General features: G+C 42.9%; 16 protein-coding genes. 5 read left to right on the top strand and 11 right to left on the bottom strand.

Translation table 11 applies throughout. From position 1 onward, the window contains the following. Window positions 1-26 precede the first annotated feature (26 nt). Window positions 27-746, top strand: coding sequence for a 3-ketoacyl-ACP reductase (locus ACKWCA_RS16365; protein ID WP_413979285.1), 720 nt, complete (start codon window positions 27-29; stop codon window positions 744-746). Between the two features lie 146 nt (window positions 747-892). Next, window positions 893-1,756: a bile acid:sodium symporter family protein gene (locus ACKWCA_RS16370; RefSeq protein WP_413979286.1), complete on the top strand. Its 864-nt coding sequence runs from the start codon at window positions 893-895 to the stop codon at window positions 1,754-1,756. Here the strand turns inward: ACKWCA_RS16370 and ACKWCA_RS16375 are convergent. The 11 genes from ACKWCA_RS16375 to ACKWCA_RS16425 all read right to left on the bottom strand — a co-directional run bounded on the left by ACKWCA_RS16375 (window position 1,753) and on the right by ACKWCA_RS16425 (window position 16,586). Then, a complete protein-coding gene (locus ACKWCA_RS16375) occupies window positions 1,753-2,352 on the bottom strand; it encodes a Crp/Fnr family transcriptional regulator (protein WP_413979287.1) in 600 nt (199 codons plus the stop codon). The genes ACKWCA_RS16370 and ACKWCA_RS16375 overlap by 4 nt on opposite strands. 162 nt (window positions 2,353-2,514) lie before the next feature. Continuing rightward, window positions 2,515-3,825 carry a TRAP transporter large permease gene (locus tag ACKWCA_RS16380; protein WP_413979288.1) on the bottom strand — a complete coding sequence of 437 codons (1,311 nt, stop codon included), beginning with the start codon at window positions 3,823-3,825 and terminating at the stop codon, window positions 2,515-2,517. Beyond that, window positions 3,826-4,299 (bottom strand): TRAP transporter small permease, encoded by a 474-nt coding sequence (locus ACKWCA_RS16385; protein WP_413979289.1) that lies wholly within the window; start codon window positions 4,297-4,299, stop codon window positions 3,826-3,828. After that, window positions 4,299-5,294 (bottom strand): TRAP transporter substrate-binding protein, encoded by a 996-nt coding sequence (locus ACKWCA_RS16390; protein WP_413979290.1) that lies wholly within the window; start codon window positions 5,292-5,294, stop codon window positions 4,299-4,301. The genes ACKWCA_RS16385 and ACKWCA_RS16390 overlap by 1 nt, the downstream gene beginning before the upstream one ends. Window positions 5,295-5,297: 3 nt before the next feature. Beyond that, a complete protein-coding gene (gene uxuA / locus ACKWCA_RS16395; protein ID WP_413979291.1) occupies window positions 5,298-6,491 on the bottom strand; it encodes a mannonate dehydratase in 1,194 nt (397 codons plus the stop codon). A gap of 1 nt (window position 6,492) precedes the next feature. Further along, window positions 6,493-7,311 (bottom strand): SDR family oxidoreductase, encoded by an 819-nt coding sequence (locus ACKWCA_RS16400; protein ID WP_413979292.1) that lies wholly within the window; start codon window positions 7,309-7,311, stop codon window positions 6,493-6,495. Beyond that, window positions 7,312-8,691 carry a putative oxidoreductase C-terminal domain-containing protein gene (locus ACKWCA_RS16405; RefSeq protein WP_413979293.1) on the bottom strand — a complete coding sequence of 460 codons (1,380 nt, stop codon included), beginning with the start codon at window positions 8,689-8,691 and terminating at the stop codon, window positions 7,312-7,314. A 56-nt stretch (window positions 8,692-8,747) separates the two neighbouring features. Beyond that, window positions 8,748-10,124, bottom strand: a complete 1,377-nt coding sequence (locus ACKWCA_RS16410) for a Gfo/Idh/MocA family protein (RefSeq protein ID WP_413979294.1) — start codon at window positions 10,122-10,124, stop codon at window positions 8,748-8,750. Between the two features lie 108 nt (window positions 10,125-10,232). Continuing rightward, window positions 10,233-11,495, bottom strand: a complete 1,263-nt coding sequence (locus ACKWCA_RS16415; RefSeq protein ID WP_413979295.1) for a DUF6807 domain-containing protein — start codon at window positions 11,493-11,495, stop codon at window positions 10,233-10,235. Window positions 11,496-11,550: 55 nt separating this feature from the next. After that, entirely contained in the window at window positions 11,551-13,407 is a 1,857-nt protein-coding gene (locus ACKWCA_RS16420; protein ID WP_413979296.1) for a RagB/SusD family nutrient uptake outer membrane protein, read from the bottom strand. Between the two features lie 11 nt (window positions 13,408-13,418). Next, a complete protein-coding gene (locus ACKWCA_RS16425; protein ID WP_413979297.1) occupies window positions 13,419-16,586 on the bottom strand; it encodes a SusC/RagA family TonB-linked outer membrane protein in 3,168 nt (1,055 codons plus the stop codon). Between the two features lie 268 nt (window positions 16,587-16,854). Between ACKWCA_RS16425 and ACKWCA_RS16430 the strand changes: the two genes are divergently transcribed. The 3 genes from ACKWCA_RS16430 (at window position 16,855) to uxaC (ending at window position 20,318) form a co-directional block, all read left to right on the top strand. Then, window positions 16,855-17,868, top strand: coding sequence for a LacI family DNA-binding transcriptional regulator (locus ACKWCA_RS16430; RefSeq protein WP_413979298.1), 1,014 nt, complete (start codon window positions 16,855-16,857; stop codon window positions 17,866-17,868). An 18-nt stretch (window positions 17,869-17,886) separates the two neighbouring features. Continuing rightward, entirely contained in the window at window positions 17,887-18,816 is a 930-nt protein-coding gene (locus tag ACKWCA_RS16435) for a ThuA domain-containing protein (RefSeq protein ID WP_413979299.1), read from the top strand. A gap of 98 nt (window positions 18,817-18,914) precedes the next feature. Further along, window positions 18,915-20,318 carry a glucuronate isomerase gene (gene uxaC, locus ACKWCA_RS16440; RefSeq protein ID WP_413979300.1) on the top strand — a complete coding sequence of 468 codons (1,404 nt, stop codon included), beginning with the start codon at window positions 18,915-18,917 and terminating at the stop codon, window positions 20,316-20,318. Window positions 20,319-20,359: the final 41 nt, after the last annotated feature.

Raw genomic sequence — 20,359 nt, forward strand, 5'->3', positions numbered from 1 at the left:
GCATGGCAGTTCAGAAAAATCACGAAATGAATACGCTTAGAAACAAAAAAGCCATCATTACTGGAGGCAGTAGAGGGTTGGGAAAAGCAACCGCCCTAGCCTTTGCAAAAGAAGGAATCGATGTTGCCATAACCGGCAGAAATGAAAATGCGCTAAAAGAAACCGTTGCAGAGTTGGAGAAATTCGGGGTCAACGCATTTTATGCCGCGTTCGATGTGGGCAACTACGAGGAAGTCAAAAGACATATCGAACTTGTTGCCGAAAAGCTAGGCGATGTGGATATTTTGGTCAACAATGCGGGTATTGCCGCTGTTGGTTCCCTTCGCGAAATGGAGGTCGATACATGGAGTGCAATCATTCAAACCAACCTGATGGGCATGTATTATGTTACCAAAGAAGTATTACCGCATCTACTTCTAAAAAAAGAAGGTGATATCATTAATATCTCCTCGACGGCAGGCTTAAATGGTAACGCCAACATATCGGCATATTGCGCATCGAAATTCGGTGTTATTGGAATGTCCGAGTCCTTAATGAAAGAGGTTCGTAAAGACAACATACGAGTGAATACCTTGACGCCGAGTACCATAGAAACCGATATGACCATTGACCTGGGCATTGCGGATAAAAACTCCCAGGCTACAGTTCTACAACCCGAAGATTTTGCGGAACTGATTCTCGCAGGATTAAAGCTGCCCAGAAGAGCCCTGCTCAAAAGTGCCGCTTTATGGTCGACCAACCCTTAATTTCATTGCGCACTCAAAAGGAGTATATTCAAAACACTACCGCCTAGCCCAATATCTCAAAACTCCTTTCAAAAATGAGTTTATCTTGACATTCCCCCTATAGAAAGACTATCTTTAGGAACACCGACCACCAACCAGTACATACTATGGATAACCTCTCTAACCTCATTTTAGCACTATCGCTCATTGTCATTATGTTCGGGATGGGACTCTCCCTTTCCACAAAGGATTTTATTCAAGTTTTCGTGCGTCCCAAAGCCATACTTTTAGGATTACTATATCAGCTAGTGCTTTTGCCTTTGATCGGTTTTGCATTGATTACCGTGTTTACCTTACCCCCTGAAATTGCCATCGGAATCGTGATTTTAGCTGCATGCCCAGGAGGGCCTACTTCGAATTTGATTACCCACTTGGCCAATGGTGATACGGCACTCTCGGTTTCTTTAACGGCTATCAGTAGTTTGATTACCCTAATCAGCATTCCGTTTATTGTCAATTTGGGCCTGCAGTTTGTTTTAGGAGAAGGTACTTCAATACAACTCAACGTTTTTCAAACCATTGCACAAGTATGCTGTATTGTGATACTACCCATCGCCCTAGGCATGTTTTTGAAATATAAAAAACCAAGATTCGCCAAAAAAGCGGAAGGACCAGTCAAAAAAGCATCGGGAATCTTTTTTGTTTTAGTACTGATCGCGATAATTTATAAAGAGCGTGCGACGCTTATTGCAAATTTGGAGGCTGCTGGTCTGGTATCCCTGACATTGAATATCTTGACCATGGCCACCGGATATTTGATCGGGTATCTATTTCAACTTCCCTTGAAACAACGTATTTCAATCACTATTGAAGGAGGTATACAAAATGGAACATTGGCCATTAGCATCGCCACACTACTCTTGAACAATTCGACCTATGCGATATCAGCAGCTGTTTACGGTACGTTGATGTTCTTGACGGCCGGAGTTTTTATTTATTGGAGCAATCGACAGTTAAAAAAAATCACCTAGCCCTTCCCCACCCGTTTCCGAATCTTTGACAAACCCACAGGGGTGACTCCGAGGTAGGAAGCGATTAGGTATTGGGGCACTCGCTGAAATAGATCAGGACGTTTTTCCAAGAGCCTTAGATAACGCTCTTCATTTGTTCGGCTGCTTAAACGCTCTACCCGTGTGAAGATCTTCATAAAGGCTTCCTGCATCGAGAGTCGACCAAAACGTTCCAATTGATGGGATTGGTCAAACGAATTCTCGGCATCCGATTTTTTGACGGCGTATACAATGGTATCTTCCGAGGCCTTGAGGTAGTAGTTTGAAGACGTTCCTCTGACATAAGCCGGTAAATCGGTAAAGAAGACGTCATCGGTATAGAATTCAAGTACTTTTTGTTCTCCGTCCTCTAGTTTGTAATAGTAGATGCAGCCCTTGGCGACATAGTAAAAATGATTCACCAACTGCCCGGGAGAAACGAGGTTCTCCCCTTTCTTCAACTCGAGTCGCTTGTAATATCGAACCTGGTCATTGAGTACCGCTTCATCGATTTCCGTATAGGATATGATCTTGTTTTTCAAGTGTTCCAGATAGTCAGTGGCCGTAGGCGTCTGCATGAAAAAAGAATAAAGGGATAGCTTTTAAAGATAGTTCTTTTTCCGGAATGCCCTTTGGAAAATCAAGTAACGTAGCGGAATCAAACACTACAGTTCATCGGTCACAATCGTAATCTTTATTTTTCTCCAATTAGGAAAATCATCAGGCTCCCAAGCAGTTTACTAATCGATTAACCCGAACACCCTAGGAAGCCATAAGGAAATCTCAGGAAGATAGGTGATCAAAAAGAGTACTGCGGTCATCGCTCCCAACATGGTCAATAAAGGTCTGATGACCTTGGTGACAGGAACCTTGGCCACACCACTTCCTACAAATAACAAGGTACCCACCGGTGGCGTACAAATACCGATACAGAGATTCAAGACGATGACCATACCAAATTGCACGGGATGCATACCCAATGCAACCGCGACCGGTAGAAATATGGGAGTGAAAATGAGTACCGCAGGGGTCATATCCATAAAGGTACCTACGACAAGCAAGATGATATTGATCAGTAGGAAAATGACAATAGGATTGCTAAATGAATTCAACAGGCCATCGGTCAACATTTGGGGAATTCCCTCGAAAGAAAACAACCATGACATAACCATAGAGGTCGCCACCAAGAACATCACAATTGCAGTAGTCTTGGCACTTTTCAATAATACAGGTCTAAAATCGCTGAATTTCAATTCTTTGTTTATAAAGCCAAGTAAGGCCGCATAAACAACCGCGATGGCTGCTGCCTCGGTTGCGGTGAAAATTCCGGCAACGATTCCACCCACGACAATAATTAGCAGCGTAAGACTAAGAAAGGCATTTTTGAAATCAATGAACAGTTGTTTGAAACCCACTCGTTTCGCACGCGGTAAACCCCTCCTTTTCGCATAAAGGAAAATCATGAACATAATCGCTAGGCCTACCAAAATTCCCGGTACATAACCCGCAATAAAAAGAGCTGCCACAGAGGCGGTACCTCCACTGGCGAGAGCGAAAATAATCAGCACATTACTCGGTGGAATCAATAGTCCGGTGGTCGAAGAACTGATATTCACCGCAGCGCTGAATTCCCTTGGATAGCCCTCATTCTCCATTTGGTCCGTCAATGTACTTCCAATAGCAGAGGCCGCAGCGACAGCCGAACCGGAAATAGCCCCGAATAACATGGCCGAAATCACATTGACAAAGGCAAGACCACCTGGCAAACTCCCGATCAACGATTTCGCGAAATCGATGAGACGTTGGGCGATTCCCCCTCGATTCATCAACTCACCTGCGAGTATAAAAAAGGGGATGGCCAATAAGGCAAAATTATCGATTCCCGTGGTCATCCGTTGACAGGCCGTGGTTACCGAGGGCAAGAAAGCAATGTTCAACAACAAGGTCAACATAGTAGACATTCCGATGGAATAGGCTACCGGCACTCCATACGCCAGAAGCGCAAAAAAGCTTATAAAGAGCACAATAACACTGATAATTTCAATACTCATCTATTGAAAGTTTAATTTTTTAATATTGTAAATCGCAAAAAATATGATAACCATTCCTGATAGGGGTACTATCGCGTAAACGTAACCCAATGGTACATTGAGAGCAGATGATATTTGCCCAAGACTAAGGGTTGTATATACCAAATTGCCTCCGCCAATGACCATAATAATCAGCGCAAAAATGGCCATAATTACTTGAATCACTTTTTGACGCCCGTGTCTTTTTGTTTCAGGAAGTTTGGATAATAGAAAGTCCATCGATAGATGGCCTTCTTTTTGTCCATTGATATAAGCCGCTCCTAAAACGGTCAACCATATCAGTGCAAAGCGTGCAAACTCTTCGGTAAACGAGCTCGATTTACCCACTACATAGCGAGAAATCACCTGCCAGACCACATCCAATACCAAGAGTGAAAATATAGTCACTAAAAGCCATTCTATGGCGGTATTGAGAAAGCGATAGGTTTTTTCCATTAGTTTGAATTGATTTTGTCGATAATGGTCTTCATTTTTGGGTCTTTCATCAAGTTCTCCATGACCGGCAGTGATTTTTCCTGAAAAGGCGCTTTATCCGGATAGGTAAACTGCACCCCATTTTCCTTCAACATTTTCATTTGTTCTACTATGGTCTCTTTCCAAAATTGTTTTTGCTTCACTACACTTTCCTTGGCCGAAGCCCGAAGCCATTCTTTCTCTTGATCGGATAGCTTATCCCAAAATTTCGTACCGATAATGACCACATCGGGAATCATGGTATGTTCATCGAAAGTATAATACTTGCAAACTTCAAAGTGATTGGAAGTTACAAAAGATGGGATGTTATTCTCTGCACCATCCACAACATTCTGCTGCAAGGCGGTATATAATTCACTAAAAGCCATGGGTGTAGCCGCGGCTCCCAAGGTATTCGCCATGGCTACCGACATTTTATCGTTCTGCACACGAAGTTTCAAGCCCGTTAGATCTTCAGGAGAATTGATGGGTTTCTCTTTGGTATAAAAACTACGGGCTCCCGCATCGTAAAAACAGAGCCCCCGAAGGAGGTACTCACTGCCGCTGGCCAGAAGTTGTTCACCCACTTCTCCTTCCAGATTGCGCCATAAATGGGCATCATCACGAAAAAGGTACGGTACTACGGTCACCTGATATTCGGGAGCGAAATTGGACAAAGCCGAGGCGCTTACTTTTGTAATAGCGATACTACCGATTTGTAAAAGTTCCAATACTTCCCGTTCAGATCCCAGTTGCCCATCGGGGAAAACCTTGATGCGTAATTTGCCATCAGATTTTTCATTCAAGATCTTTTGCATTTCGAGTATCCCCTTATGAACGGGATGTGAAGTGGGCAGAGAATGTGCAAAATAGAGCACTTTACCGTCACTCACCCCTGAGCAAGAAGTCAATAGCAAACACAGGAAAACAAGCGTGCATACCGCGATTCGTTTTTTGGAATTTTTCAATAGTATCATCTGTTATATCAAGCTTTCACGAATTCCTCTTTCCAATCCCGACAACTGTGCCAAGCCCATCGCCCGGCCTATCAAGGAATACCCGGAATAAAAATCGGCTTGCCTTTTTTTGTCGTCCAACAATACATGACCGTGGTCGGGACGCATGGGAATCATAACCTCTTCGCTACCCTTCTCATGACGTCGCTTTTGCTCCAACACAATAGCTTTCATCACTTGGTCTATAGGAACGGAGCCATTTAAATGTTCCGCTTCATAAAAACTTCCATCCGGACTTCTGGCCACATTTCTCAAGTGAATAAAATGAATTCGATTTCCGAAATCCGAAATGATCTTCACCAGATCGTTCTCCTCGGATGCTCCTAAAGAACCTGAACAGAAGGTCAAGCCATTGCTTGGCGAAGGGCAACAGTTCAATAAAAACTTCAAATCATCGTAGTTCGATACGATTCTTGGTACACCAAAGACGGAAAAAGGTGGGTCATCAGGATGAATCGCCATTTTCACACCTATCTTTTCCGCTTCGGGAATAATCGCATTCAAAAAATAGGACAGGTTTTCCTGAAGTTTTTCCTTACTGATCTGCAGAACGGTTTCATGGTTCTTCTTAAACTGCTCTAAGGCAATTAGTTTTCGTGAACCCGGCATTCCGGCCAAAATCGATTGCTCCAGCTTTTTCCGTTCCGCTGCGGATAGGTTTTCGAAATAATTTTCCGCCTCAAGGTAAATGCTTTCCTCATAGGTTTCTTTCGCATTTTCGCGCTTAAGGATAAACAAATCGAATGCGGCAGCGGCAATGGGACTATAGCGCAATGCTGAACCTCCGGTAGGAAGCATATAGTCCAAATCGGTCCGTGTCCAATCAATGAGTTGCATAAAATTGTAGCATACGGTATGTATGTCATTTTCGGCGAGATTCTTCAGGGTCTGAATATAATTGGCGATGTAGCCATCCCTATCGGGATGCCCATACTTTATGGAAGTGTGGATATTCACACTTTCTACCACCGACCACTCCAATCCGTGAGATTCGATTTCCTTTTTTAAGGCCGCTATGGTCGCTACGGGCCACACTTCCCCTAACGGAACTTCTTGGCAGGCCGCTACAATACCCTCGACCCCAATCTGTTTAATATCATCAAGGGTCACCCCGAAAGAGGGACCGAACCATCGAAATGTTTTTTTTAAATACTCCATACTAAACTCCTGAAAATGAACTAAACCCACCGTCTACATCAAAAATACTACCCGTAACAAAACTCGAAGCGTCGCTTAAGAGATAATGCACCGTTCCGTTCAATTCGGAAGCATTTCCAAAACGCCCCATGGGGGTATTCACAATAATACTCTTTCCCCTTTCCGTAAAAGAACCATCTTCGTTGGTTAGCAGACGCCGGTTTTGATTCCCGATGAAAAATCCCGGGGCCACGGCATTCACTCGAATTTTATCTCCATGTTTCGAAGCGAGTTCATTGGCCATCCATTTGGTAAATATATCTACTCCGGCCTTGGCCATAGAATACCCCAAAACCCTGGAAATGGTCTGCTTCGCCGCCATAGAAGATATATTGACTATAGTTCCATGACCCTGCCTCACCATCAACTCACTCAAAACAATGGTAGGTACCACTGTTCCAAAAAGGTTGATATCTACTACCTTTCTGGTATCTTCTACCGCAATGTCATGAATGGTTTGGTCCGGTTTCAGTGTCGCTCCAGGAATGTTACCTCCCGCTAGGTTGACGAGTCCGTCCAAACGACCGAAATCGTTTTGTATGGCTTCCCTTACCTTTATCAACGCGGCCTCGTCCATGACATCCACCACAAAAAAATAGGCACTATCGGGGGCTATCCTATTCAGTTCTTTCTGCTTGGCCTTTAACTTATCAACGGACCTGCCTAACAAGATTACTTTCGCATCATTTTTCACTAGGTATTCCGCTATGGAACCTCCCAAGGTACCGGTTCCGCCCGAAAGGGCATAATAATTATCCTTTAAAGATAGTAGTTCACTCATTTACTTTTTTTTTGCCATTTTATAGGCCGCTGTGGTAGTATAATATTTGGTCATCATATTCGGTACTTCCCAATCGGGAAGCTTCCCTTCTTTTAAATATCTCAAGTAATTTTTAGTGACTTGGGCAAAATGCGCTTCGTGCCCGATCTTAAAGGTATCAGGAATATTGATTTTCCAAATACCACTCGACATTTTTTCGGCAGTAGTGCCAGGAAACAACGTTTGAATTTCACCCGCCACAGCTTTGTTCAAAGACGCTTCAAACGGTTCTTTCCGGGTGGGCTGAATGTAAAGCACCGGCTTATACGCCTCTTCTTTCCCTTGCTTGATAATTAAGTCACACTTTGTACCCCGCATAATACTATAATGCGTATCGCCCGTACCCTCTGGCGCTTGATAATTCCATATGACGGAGACCTTTGCGTACTTCCCTTTTATGGAATAGATCATTTCACCATTGGAATAGGTATGTAGTTGATCGTCGACCACATCTTTTATCAAATACTCGGGATAATCGCCAAGTTTGGTCACCTTGGAGAACTCTTCTTTCGTCAAGACGGTCGGCCAACGTTTCGCCTTCACCATTCGCACCTCCGATGAATCAATGACCTGCTCTGGAAAAGCTTCCCATTGCACCAAATCGACCAAATGGGTAGTGACATCTACAATGCCCTCACCTTCTTCGTTTACGTCAAAAAACCAAGGGGGTCTTACCAGCGGGTTTCCAGAAACATATTTAAAGAAGTGATGTACACTTTCCTTGCTTATTGCAGGATTGTCGGGAGTGCCATCAACCAACTCACCAAAAACCTCAGGGAGCATGGAGAACTGCTTTTGCATCATGGTGGTCGATTCAAAGCGTTCGGTCATGATATCATATATCAGCACATTTTTCTCATCGGCCACGCGAAAAGCTTCCTGCAATTTTTCAAAACCTTCCGGATTGATTACCAATGGCTTATCAGCGTATACATTCAAACCTGCTTTAACTGCTTCGAGGATATAGTCTATTTTCTTGGAATTCTTGCCGGCCACGATCATCACATTTCCTGGCTGCTTCGAAAGCATTTGCTGCAGGTAGTCATCACCAAGTTCGGGGTTTACCTGCCAGTCCGTCGGGGATTCAACTCTCGAATTGTACTGGTCGATTTTGATGAGGAAATCTTGAACCTCAGGACCATCAGGAGCGAACACAAAAATGGTAGAATCGACCTGTGGATACATCGTCTTGTGCACAAGGGCCGCATGAAAATGCCCTGGATCCAAAGTCATCAGTTTTACATTATCCATGGTTGGCATCATCGTATTCTGCTTTTCGGACTTTTTTTCCCCACAGGAAAAGCCGAGAGCAACAAGTAAAATTACTAAGGTGTATTTCATTGAATTTAAATAAAGAACTGGCCTAAACCAACTATAACCCGTATTTGGTATTGGCATTACATTTTCACATAGTCGGTACCATAAGGCTTACGTTGCGCCCGGTTTAACAGCGCATTAGCCTCGTCATCATTGACAAAGGTTTCGGTTTCAGGATTCCAATCGAGTTTTCTATCAAATTGCATCGCAATATCACTGATCAAACAGATGGCGCAGGCTTTATGTCCTTTTTCAATAGGGGAAATCGGTTGTTCTCGTGATTTGATACAATCTAACCAGTTTCCATGTTGATCCTCGATTTTTTCGAGATGGATTTCATTTGCTCCAATAACGGAAGAAAGTATGTTCGGATCCGAGGCATTTAGTGCCTTGGCACTCTTCTCTTTATCTACGGGATCGGAAGCGGAAGCTTGATAGGCACCGCGTGAAACGAATATCCATCCGTCATCACCGATATATTTAATTCCGTTCGTATACCCACCACTGGTATATACAGTCATTCCATTTTCATACTCGTGTTTCACTAAGAAATCACCGTGAACGTTCCAAAATCCTGATTTGGGAAACTCGGACAAGGCTTCGACTGAAATCGGACCCGTCAATTCGGTATTCATTCCCCAAGCCGCTGAATCATAATGGTGCTGGCCCCACCCTGTTATCATACCCGCACCATAATTTCGGTGGCGCAACCAACCCGGACGACTATAATCGTTTTGCGGGTGCACCCCTATTTCATTATAGGGCAATTCAGGGGTCGACCCCAACCACATTTCATAATTCAAGTTTTTGGGAACAGGCATTTCAGTGACGGCCGGACCTCCCGGGTCACCTGGCAACCCTATTTTGACGGTGTGTACCTTTCCGATTCTTCCATTTCTAACCAACTCTGCCGCTACCCGAAATTGAGGCATGGCCCGTTGTTGGGTACCTACCTGCAAAATCACGTTCTTTTTTTGAACTGCTGCTTGTAACTGCTGTCCTTCTTTAACGGTCAACGAAGTAGGTTTTTGAAGATAGATGTCCTTACCAGCCAAAGCAGCTTCCATAGCAGGTTGTGAATGCCAATGGTCAGGCGTACTGATCATTACCGCATCAATATCTTTATTCAAAAGCATTTCGCGATAATCACCATAGGTCTTGGTATCCATATACTTTTTCTTGCCCGTCTTTTCTTGATAGGCCTTATCAACAAAGGCCTTCGCCTTATCAACCCGTATGGAATCTACATCACAGACGGCCATTATTCTGGCCTGATCGAACTTCAGGGTATCATGCATATCATGTGATACGGCAATACGCCCACAACCGATTTGGCCGATGTTGATCTTATTACTTGGGGCATCTTTGCCCAGTACACTAGCTGGTACTATACTTGGAAATCCGACGGCCGCTGCCGTGCCCAAAGCCGTTTTATTGATAAAATTCCTTCGTTTCATAAATTTTGGTTTTATACTGTTTGAAAATCAATGGCGGCTCTCCTTCAATTTTTCTCCGTTTACGTTAACGGACGGTAAAATATAAAAAATCAAGTAGAGTCAGTCGTTTTAATCTGAATTTATTATTATTCCTTTTTGGGATGCAAAAGATTGCCAATACGCTTCGGCCTCTTGCGCACTTAGTTCTCCGTCGAAAATAACCATTCTGTAGTTCAAGCCGTACTGCATATTCGGTTCTATTTTCCACTCGTCATATCGTATGGGACAGAATTCAAAAAACATGTCTCCCCTACCCCCGTTTGCATCTATAGGCCAAATCCGCATCGGTTCAGGATGCATTCTATTTTCGGGATGGCTCATAAACAAAATTCCGCTAGTACTTAGGCCATCGGAAGATTCCCCACTTACGATACACCAGCGTGCTTTTGTTCCATCAGCTGATAATCGGTCATGACCTTCTGATGTCAAAACGGAGCAATTATCCGCTTTCCAACGTTCGTCAAAGCGCAGCCCTATTCCGCCACCATATCGGTACGCTTCAAACAAAATTCCATGCTGTAGTGGAGAAGAGAAACTACTCTTATAATCCAACATGTAACGCTTGGAATCACCTAGGTTCCATAAGCGCACTTCCAAATCTTCATTTAGCGCCACTTGTGGTTCTTTCTTGGTTTTGTAATCCAAATGCTCTTGTGAGGCAACAAAGCCTGTAAACGCATTTCCAGAAGTTGTAGTCTGAAACTCCTTGAAGAGTACGGTTCCCATACCCTCACCTAGGTTCCAGAAATCGACACGTGTCGTATCGATCCGCGTATGGGTCCATGGCCCCCAAAGGCCGTAATGGTGTAGATGGTCTATTGGATTTATTCTAGTAAGGGTATCACCCTTTGGAGTCATTATCGGATGGAGATAGCCGGACTTTCTGAAAATCGAATCTAGAGGTACTTCTCTTTCAGGAATAGGCACTCCTTCTTTCTCGAATATTGCCTCTATGTCAGGATAGTTCATACCATACCTGTACTGGGCCACCGCGTTATTGTCTATTGCAAGTTCAATGTTGCCATCATTTTTTCTCGCTGTCAAACGCGGGCTATCTTTCAAGGTATTATCCGCTTCTTCAAGCGTGTATTCCAAGGATCGGTCCACTTGGTGCACGAACCAAATTTGACGCGTGATCGAATCGTATTCAAAAGCGATAGGTTCGCCTTTGTTCGTCAGCTTAAATGTTTCCATTTCCAGTTGGGAAACATCAATGAAAACAGGGCTACTAATTAAAATTCCGCTGCCCTCCTGTATCTTGATCAAATGTTTTTCTTTTTGTTCACATGACGCGATTAACAGCAACAGGCATAAAAGAAATACACTTCTCATAAATCAGGTTTGGACAACGGAATTCAACTTAAAAAAACTAACTCAACTTTTTTTTTTACGATTCTGGTACGGGTATCGCGGTTAGTGGCGCCACGTTGTCCTCGGCTCCCGGATATCCTTCATTTTGATTGATCCTACCTTGAGTATTTGCGTTAATCGCTGGTGCTGGAACGGGCCATAGTACGTGAAACGGACTCATGGTAAAACGTACCCCGAACACCGTAATCACATCAGGCTTATTGTAAAAATCCGTCACCTCGATGATCCGATCGTACCAAAAATTCTCGGTAGAAAAGTTGCCAAGGGAATAGGTCTTTCCGTTGTAGGCAGACCTACCTGTTTTGGCAAAAATATAAGCGATTCGGGTCAGTTCAGTATTTCTATTTTCTTCGTAGTACAATTCCCTGGCGCGCTCATCCAATATATAGTCCATATTAACTTCGGCAGGGGTAATGGGATCTGCCTGGGCCCTTGTACGAATCGCATTGATATCCACGGCCGCGGATGCATTATCCCCATTCCAAAAATGTGCTTCGGCCCTGAGCAAATAGGTCTCTGCCAAACGGTAAATATACCAATCTCCATGACCACCCGAAGGTTTGACCGCTGTAGGGTCGGCTACAAATAGTTTATAGCGCGGAAAACCATACCAGTTACGAATCGTATCACTACACAAAGGGGTGCCATCTGGCAAATAGAGCTGTAAGTTCTGGTTATAAAAAGAATTACCCGCTTCTTGTAAACTTGGTGCATTGTATACCAAATCTTCCATATCAATCCAGTTCCCTAACTTATGACGTTCATCATTATTTGAATTTTCCCAAATCTCTTTGGTACTATAGGCCGTGCCCCTATTTCGACCAATTCCTCTTCCTATTTCCAGAACTTGAGGGATTTCAATGGCGGGGTCATCCGACATGCCATTTTGACCATCGGGGGTGTTGATAAAGCGCCACCATAAGGGTGTTGCCTGTCGCATAATACTGGTACCATTACCAGCTGCACCTACATCGCGAAACTCAAGTCGGTCCACACCTGCCAAAATAGTCTCGGTGTTGGCAGGCAAGCTCTTATTTTCCACTTGGTGTAAATCCCAGGTGACATCTTTGGTCGCATCACCAGCAGAACTTCCAAATCTGCCGGTCATAAGTGCATACCCACTACCATCGATCAGTTGATTGGCACTTGCAATCGCCGCTGGAAAATCGGCCAACGCCAGATTTACTTTGGTCAACAAATGCAGCACTACGCCGCGATTAACTTCACCACCGTTGGAAGTTTCATTGACCATGGTCACGGCCGAATCCAACTCATCTTTGATAAAATTCAAGATGACATCACGTTCCGTGGAGGCAAAATCAAGTTTAGGCGAACTTACTTCTTCCAAGACCAAAGGCACATCACCAAATTGATGGGTCAGGCGATAATAGGCATAGGCCCGATGAAACATTGCGCGACCTAAAATATCCGCCTTTTGTGTATCACTATCGAACTCAGCATCGTCAATTCTATTTATGACAGTGTTCGCAAATTTGATGTTTTCATAAAAATTTTCCCAAAACCAGCCAATTCTATTGAAATTGGAACTATTGAGATTGGCATCCGGCAGTATTTGAGCATTTAAATCCTGAGCAGGTCCAGATTTATCCGTGGTTCCCTCGATAGCTACCTCCGAAAAAATGTTTTCGGTAATCATTGGAGCACCATCCCCATAATATTCTGCCCTAATATTAACCAATGCGCTTGAGAGCAAGCTGTTGAATCCTTCAGGATTGTCCAGTGCATTGCCCGGTGTAAAAAAGGATTGCGGTTCCGTATCTAAGAACTCTTCTTCACAGGAAGTGAATAGTAGCCCTAAAACACATACCAAACCAAATATTATTTTCTGTTGTTTGTATATATAATTTTTCATTGCTATTTTTTTTAAAGAGTTATATCTAATCCGACCGTAAAGAAACGCACCGTAGGTTGAGTTATATCAATATCAAATTCGCGATCATCACCTCTTGATCTACCTTCAATATTTAAGGGCTCGGGATCAAAGAAATCCCATTCTTTGGTCCAAACCGCTAGATTACGTGCATTGACATACAGCCTGGCGTTTCGTATCGATATTTTTTCCAACCATTCCGTCGGAAACCGATAGGCCAATGTGACATTACTCAAACGAATAAATGATGCATCACGATAGACATCAAAAGTTGACGGACCATCTGCCGAGAACAATCTTGAATAATTGTTTATGGGATTCTCTGGAGTCCAGTAGGGTGTTTTGATCGAGTTGGTTCTATCGATAAAACCATTTTTGTTTTTAGCTTCATTAAAACGGCGCTTTTGTCCCCAATTCGAATACATTTCGAAAGAGAAGTCAATGTTCTTAAAAAAGGTAAAACTGTTTGACATACCCCATCTAAAGCGGGGTGTACGATAGCCTTGGAAAACATTGTCTTCAATATCCAAAACACCATCATTGTTCACATCTCGTACGATGAAATCGCCGGGTTCCTGTCCAAAGGCAGCGGCCTCTGCCTCCTGCCCTACCTGCCATATCCCTACCGCTTCACGGCCCCAGATTACATCTGTGGCCTCCCCGATAAAGAGCTGTTCGGTCAAATCATCGAGTTCATTCCCATTTTCATCGAGATCCCCATAGAGGCTATTGATTTTATTTCGATTCAACGAAAAATTGAAGTTGGTATTCCATTGAAAATTATCGCGATTATAGTTTTGGGTAGCTACTTGAAATTCGAAACCATTATTCTGCACCTCTCCAAGATTGGTAAATACGTTTTCAAAACCGGTTACATTAGGCAGTAATCGCTCTACCAGTAAATCATCAGTTAAACTATTGTAGTATTCGAAGGACCCCTCGATCTTACCATCGAGAAAGCTAAAATCAAGACCTGCGTTAAACGCCCTCGTTCGTTCCCATCTCAAGTCGTTGTTTTCCAATGACTCGTTGTTGAAGGTGGAAACCTGTATGACTTGTCCATTGGCATCGGTATTCAAGAAGTTACCTGCACCCAATCTTGACAAAGAAGCAAACCGACCGATGTTCCGGTTACCATTTTCACCGTAACTTAAGCGTAATTTCAAAAAGTTGATTTTTTCGGACTTGAAGAAATTCTCTTCCGAAATCACCCACGCTGCAGAAGCAGAAGGAAAGTACGCTCTTTTATTGTTCGCACCAAAAGCCGAGAATCCATCACGACGCAATGTGGCGTTAAATATATATTTTGAATCGTAATTATAGCCCAAACGCGTCATGTAGGCATCACCTGTACTGGTTATATCCTCGCTCTCTACCGTCTGAACCGTACCCCTTTCCAAACTACTGAAACCTAATGCGTCACTGGGAGCAAAAGTATTGGCCTTCGCATTGGTTCTATAACTATTGAATTTTTCAGCATAGATTAAAAAAGTAAAATCAAAGGCATGCTTGCCTATGGTCTTGTTCCATCTTAAAATGTTATCCAGCTGCCATTCATACAATTTTCGAGCTTCTCTTTCGGCAGAACCTACTTGGTTGTTCGGGTTGGCCGCAAAGGAAATATCATAATACTCTTGAAACTCGAGTCGGTTTACATACCCTAATTCATATGAAAACCCCAAGGGCAATTTTATTTTTGCATAGATACGCGAGTTAAATGCATTGTTCTGTGTTACCCTCTCGGAAAAAGTTCTCCTCAAGAACGCATTGACCGCCCCGGCACCATTATCATCTTGGGGACTCAACCGTATATTCCCTTCATCATCGAATTCTGAACCAAATGGTGATGAGCGCTCAATTTGCAAACGATCGGCGGGTATCGATTGATTACGATCTCCGTCAGTGGGGTCGATGTTGGTATTTGCGAATTGGGTATTCATACCTACCGTAAGCCAATCGGTAATCTTTGCATCGAGGTTCAGTCGCGAGCGAACCGCTTCAAATTGCTCTCCGACCGTAATACCCTCATTATCGGTTCGGCCAATCGACCAATAATAGTTCAACCCGCCATTTCTGCCAGAAATACTTGTATTGAATTCATTTCTAAAGCCTGTTTGGTTGATTCTATCATACCAATCGATGCTCTTACCTTCTAAAAAATTACCGATTTCCACATCTTGCAGACCAATACGGTTTAGCCAGACCCTTTGCGGATCTCCTTGTCCCCCGTCGTACGCCAGCCAATCATCAAGGGAGAGGCCGTTTGGTAGGTTATTGGGGTTATCGAAAATGCCAGGGTTTTCCCTGGCCTGATTTCCACGGCTACTTTTAAAGACATCGACCCTCCAAGCCGCAAACTCATCTGCCGAATAAGGTCTTTCTTGAGAGCCATCGACGGCCACACCAACACTGGAATTGATGGTAATGGTCGGTTTGTCGGAAGTTCCTCTTTTGGTAGTGACTATAATTACGCCATTCGCTCCCCGTGCTCCATATACCGCAGCGGAACTCGCATCTTTCAAAACATCGAGCTTGGCAATATCTTGAGGTGCGATATCCGCTAAACTACCATTAAAGATAAAACCATCTACCACAATTAACGGAGAAGAATCGGCCGCCAAACTATTATTACCCCGGATTTGGATATTACTAACACCGCTTGGGGAATTGGAGAATCCCACCGATAGGCCCGCCACATTACTACGGAGTACATCTGTTACGGAATTGGTAGATTGGTTCGACACCTTTGTTGCATCAAGTTGCGTAATAGCGCCGGTCAAATCTTTCTTTTTTGATGATCCATATCCCACTAATACGACCTCATCAAGTGTAGAAGCACTGGGCTCCAAGCTGGCATTGACCTGCGCTTGCCCATTGACGGGTATCTCTTGCTGGCCATACCCAATATAAGATATGAGCACTATGGCGTTCTGATTCGCCACTTCAAGGGTATAATTACCATCAAAATCGGTAGAAGCCCCATTTGTAGTTCCTTTTTCCACTACTGAAGCGCCCGGCAAAGGTATACCCGCCTCATCGGTAATGGTTCCTGTTATCGTAAACCCGGTCTGCGCATAACTGTAAAAAGAAAACAGTAGCATGAACAGCGCCATCGCTATTTTTCCCCTAGCAGGTTTCGTTTGATTGATTGATTTTTTCATACATGTGGTTTTAAGTTAGGTGAGTTATTAAATAGTGTTCTTATTTAGGGAACAAGGTTCAAGCTCAGCAAATCTATAGAATCAAATTCATTTACGCAATCGATTGCATTATTATTTAATCAAAATATTGCATTTATTGCATTAGTATTATTAAAAATAGCCTTCAATACTTACGTTTATGGCTATTTTTTTAACAAGTATTTAGAATTTTCACGCAATTATATAATTTTGTTGCGTAAGTTTGTTGCTCCACAACTATTGCTAGCGAATGACGAAAAAAGTAACCATCTATGATCTTGCTGAACTATTAAAGGTATCCCCTGCTACGGTAAGTAGAAGTTTAAACGACCATCCTTCCATCAGCGAGGACACCAAAAAAAGAATACTTTCCGCGGCTAATAAACATGGGTATCGTACCAACAAATTTGCTGCAAACCTGAGAAGGCAAAAATCGAATACCATTGGCGTAATCGTGCCCAGACTAAACTCTTATTTTATGTCTACGGTTCTCGCCGGAATCGAACAAGTAGCCAATAAAGTAGGCTATAATTTGATTATCAGTCAGTCTTTAGAATCGGAAAAAAAGGAAAAAATCAACGCAAAAACCTTATTGAATAGTGGAGTCGATGCCCTATTGGTCTCTCTAGCCTATGAAACCGCCGACTATGAACACTTCAAAAAATACACTAGTAGAAAAATTCCACTGCTATTTTTTGATCGGGTGTTTGATTTGCCCAATTGCCCAACAATCGTTATTGACAATAGAGCTGCAGGTTACGAAGCGACGGAACATCTAATCGAACAAGGTTGTCAAAATATCTTGCACATAAGCGGAAATCTGAACCGAAAGGTCTATAAAAATCGTTTTAAAGGGTATAAGGCAGCTTTAGGGGGTAATGGCATTAAATTTACAATGGACAACCTTTTAGAAACGGATTTAGATCCAAAAAAAGTCGACGACGCCCTTGACTATATTAAAAAATCAAAGAAAAAAATAGACGGTATTTTCGTTTCTAGCGACAATTTTGCCGCCAATCTTATCAAGGAGTTGAAAAAGTCGGGATTCGCAATTCCCGAAGACCTCAAAGTAATCGGGTTCAACAACGACCCAGTTTCCGAAATCATCAGTCCGAATTTGACCACTATCGATTATCCCGGCTTTAAAATGGGGGTACTTGCTGGAGAAAGTATTATCGCCCACCTGAATGGCAACATCAACTTACAATCCACAAATTCAATTGTCTTGCGCCACGAACTGATTGTGCGAGAATCTACATCATAATCCATTTAAACCCTATACATGAAACCAATTTACACCTTCATTACATTACTATTCCTCGCCTGCAGTAGTATTCAACTATCCGCTCAAAGCCTAGAGGCAATCAAAATAACGGAGGAATGGAAATCCAAAATTGAAAACCTTGCCCCTACCCAACTTACGGTACCGAATGTCACTAAAAAGAAGATTTTAGTTTTCTCAAAGGCAACGGGTTTTGACCACTGGACCATTCCACATAATGCCGAAATGCTAAAAATCTTGGGCAAAAAAACCAATGCCTTCGAAGTACATATCAAATATGACATCGAACAGTTCGAAAAAAAGAATTTGAAAAAATACGATGCGGTCGTTTTCAATAATTGCAATCCCAGTGGTCCTGATCGTGATCTTTTTTCCGATTTACTGCGACAAAACACCTCACTGTCCGATGCCGAAATCAAGAACAAGGCATCTGTATATGAAGCCAATATGATGGCCTATGTGGCCAAAGGAGGAGGCTTGATGATATTGCATGGCGCCATTACCGTTCAGAACAATTCCATGGCCTTTAGCAAGCTGACGGGAGGGAGTTTTGATTATCATCCCAAGCAACAGGAAATTCATGTCAAGGAAGTGGATAAAAACCATCCTATGGTACGGGCTTTTAAGGGAAAAGGACTGGTTCATGTTGACGAACCCTATTTTTTCAAAAATGCGTATTTCGACTATAATTTCAGGCCCTTGCTCTTCATGGAAGTAGCCCAGTTAGAGGGATTGAAAAAAGAAGTAAAGGAAAAAGTCGTTTATGTATCATGGATTAAAAAACATGGTAAAGGACGTGTTTTTTACAGCTCGCCATCACATAACGCCCACAGCATGGACAATCCAGAATTACTTCAATTTTTTCTTGATGGGTTACAATATGTTGTTGGGGATCTCAAATGCGACGATAGCCCCATGAAACGCTCTTGAGTGCGGCCTAGCAAATTTTGTTCCTAGGTAATTTTATGCTAGGTATTTCGACCGACATCTTTAAATATTTTATACTAAAAAAGAGTTACTAGAGACTTATGTCCCATTATATTGGCCCTGACTTTTTATTGGAAAATCGCTATTCGAAGGAACTGTATCATGACTACGCACATTCCATGCCTATCATTGACTATCACAATCACCTGTCTCCTTCCCAAATAGCCAATGATGTCATTTTTCAAAACCTTACCCAGGCTTGGATACATGGCGATCATTATAAATGGAGGGCTTTAAGAACCCTAGGGATTGATGAAAAGTTTATCACCGGTAGCGCATCGGATAAAGAGAAATTTCTCAAATGGGCGTATGCCGTACCCTTCACGATGCGCAACCCCTTATACCACTGGACCCATTTGGAACTTCAACGTTATTTTCAAATCACCGATGTGTTGCGACCAGACAATGCCCTTGCTATTTATGATGAAGTTGGGCAAAAACTACAATCTCCTGAGTATAGTTATAGAAGTCTGCTGACCCACATGAACGTGGCGTATTTGTGCACTACCGAGGATCCCACCGACACACTGGAGGATCATGGAAAAATCGCAACCGCTAATTTCAAGACAAAGGTGAGCACTGCCTTTAGGCCTGACAATGCCATACATATCGACAGTACCCAATTTAATTCATACTTACAACAATTATCGAAGGTCACCGGAGCGGACATCAGCACCTATGACCAGCTTTGTGATGCTTTGGCCAACAGAATCACATACTTTCATGAAAGGGGTTGCAGAATTTCCGATCATGGTCTTCCGCACTTATATTCGGAATCGTCCACAGAGTCCGAAATTAAATCGATTTTCAAAAAGAAAATCGAAGGTCGAACCATTACCCAAAAAGAGGTTCGCCAATATAAGTGCGCCCTTCTGTTATTTTTATCAAAAAAGTATCATGAATATGATTGGGTACAGCAATTTCATCTAGGAGCGTTACGAAACAACAATACGCGTATGTACGAAACGCTCGGTCCGAATACGGGCTGGGATTCCATTGGCGATTGGTTACAGGCTGAACGGCTATCCAAATTCTTGAATAGGCTCGACAGCGAAAACGCCCTATGTAAAACCATTATCTACAATCTCAATCCAAGGGACAATGAGGTCATGGCAAGTATGGTAGGAAACTTTAACGACGGTTCGATCAAGGGAAAAATACAATTCGGCTCCGGGTGGTGGTTTTTAGATCAGAAAGAAGGTATGACCAATCAAATCAATGCCTTGTCAAATATCGGATTACTCAGTTGCTTTGTTGGGATGTTGACCGACTCAAGAAGTGTGCTTTCCTTCCCTAGACATGAATATTTCCGCAGAATTCTTTGCAATATTTTCGGCAAGGAAATCGAAAACGGAGAGTTGCCTACCGATATCAAGTGGATCGGGAAATTAATTCAAGATGTTTGCTATCACAATGCAAGGTCTTATTTCAATCTTGAACTATGACCAAAAAATAATTTGAACACTATTTATGCCTCATTGAAAAA

It is taken from the genome of Maribacter corallii (genome assembly GCF_047345415.1).
GTDB lineage: Bacteria > Bacteroidota > Bacteroidia > Flavobacteriales > Flavobacteriaceae > Maribacter_C.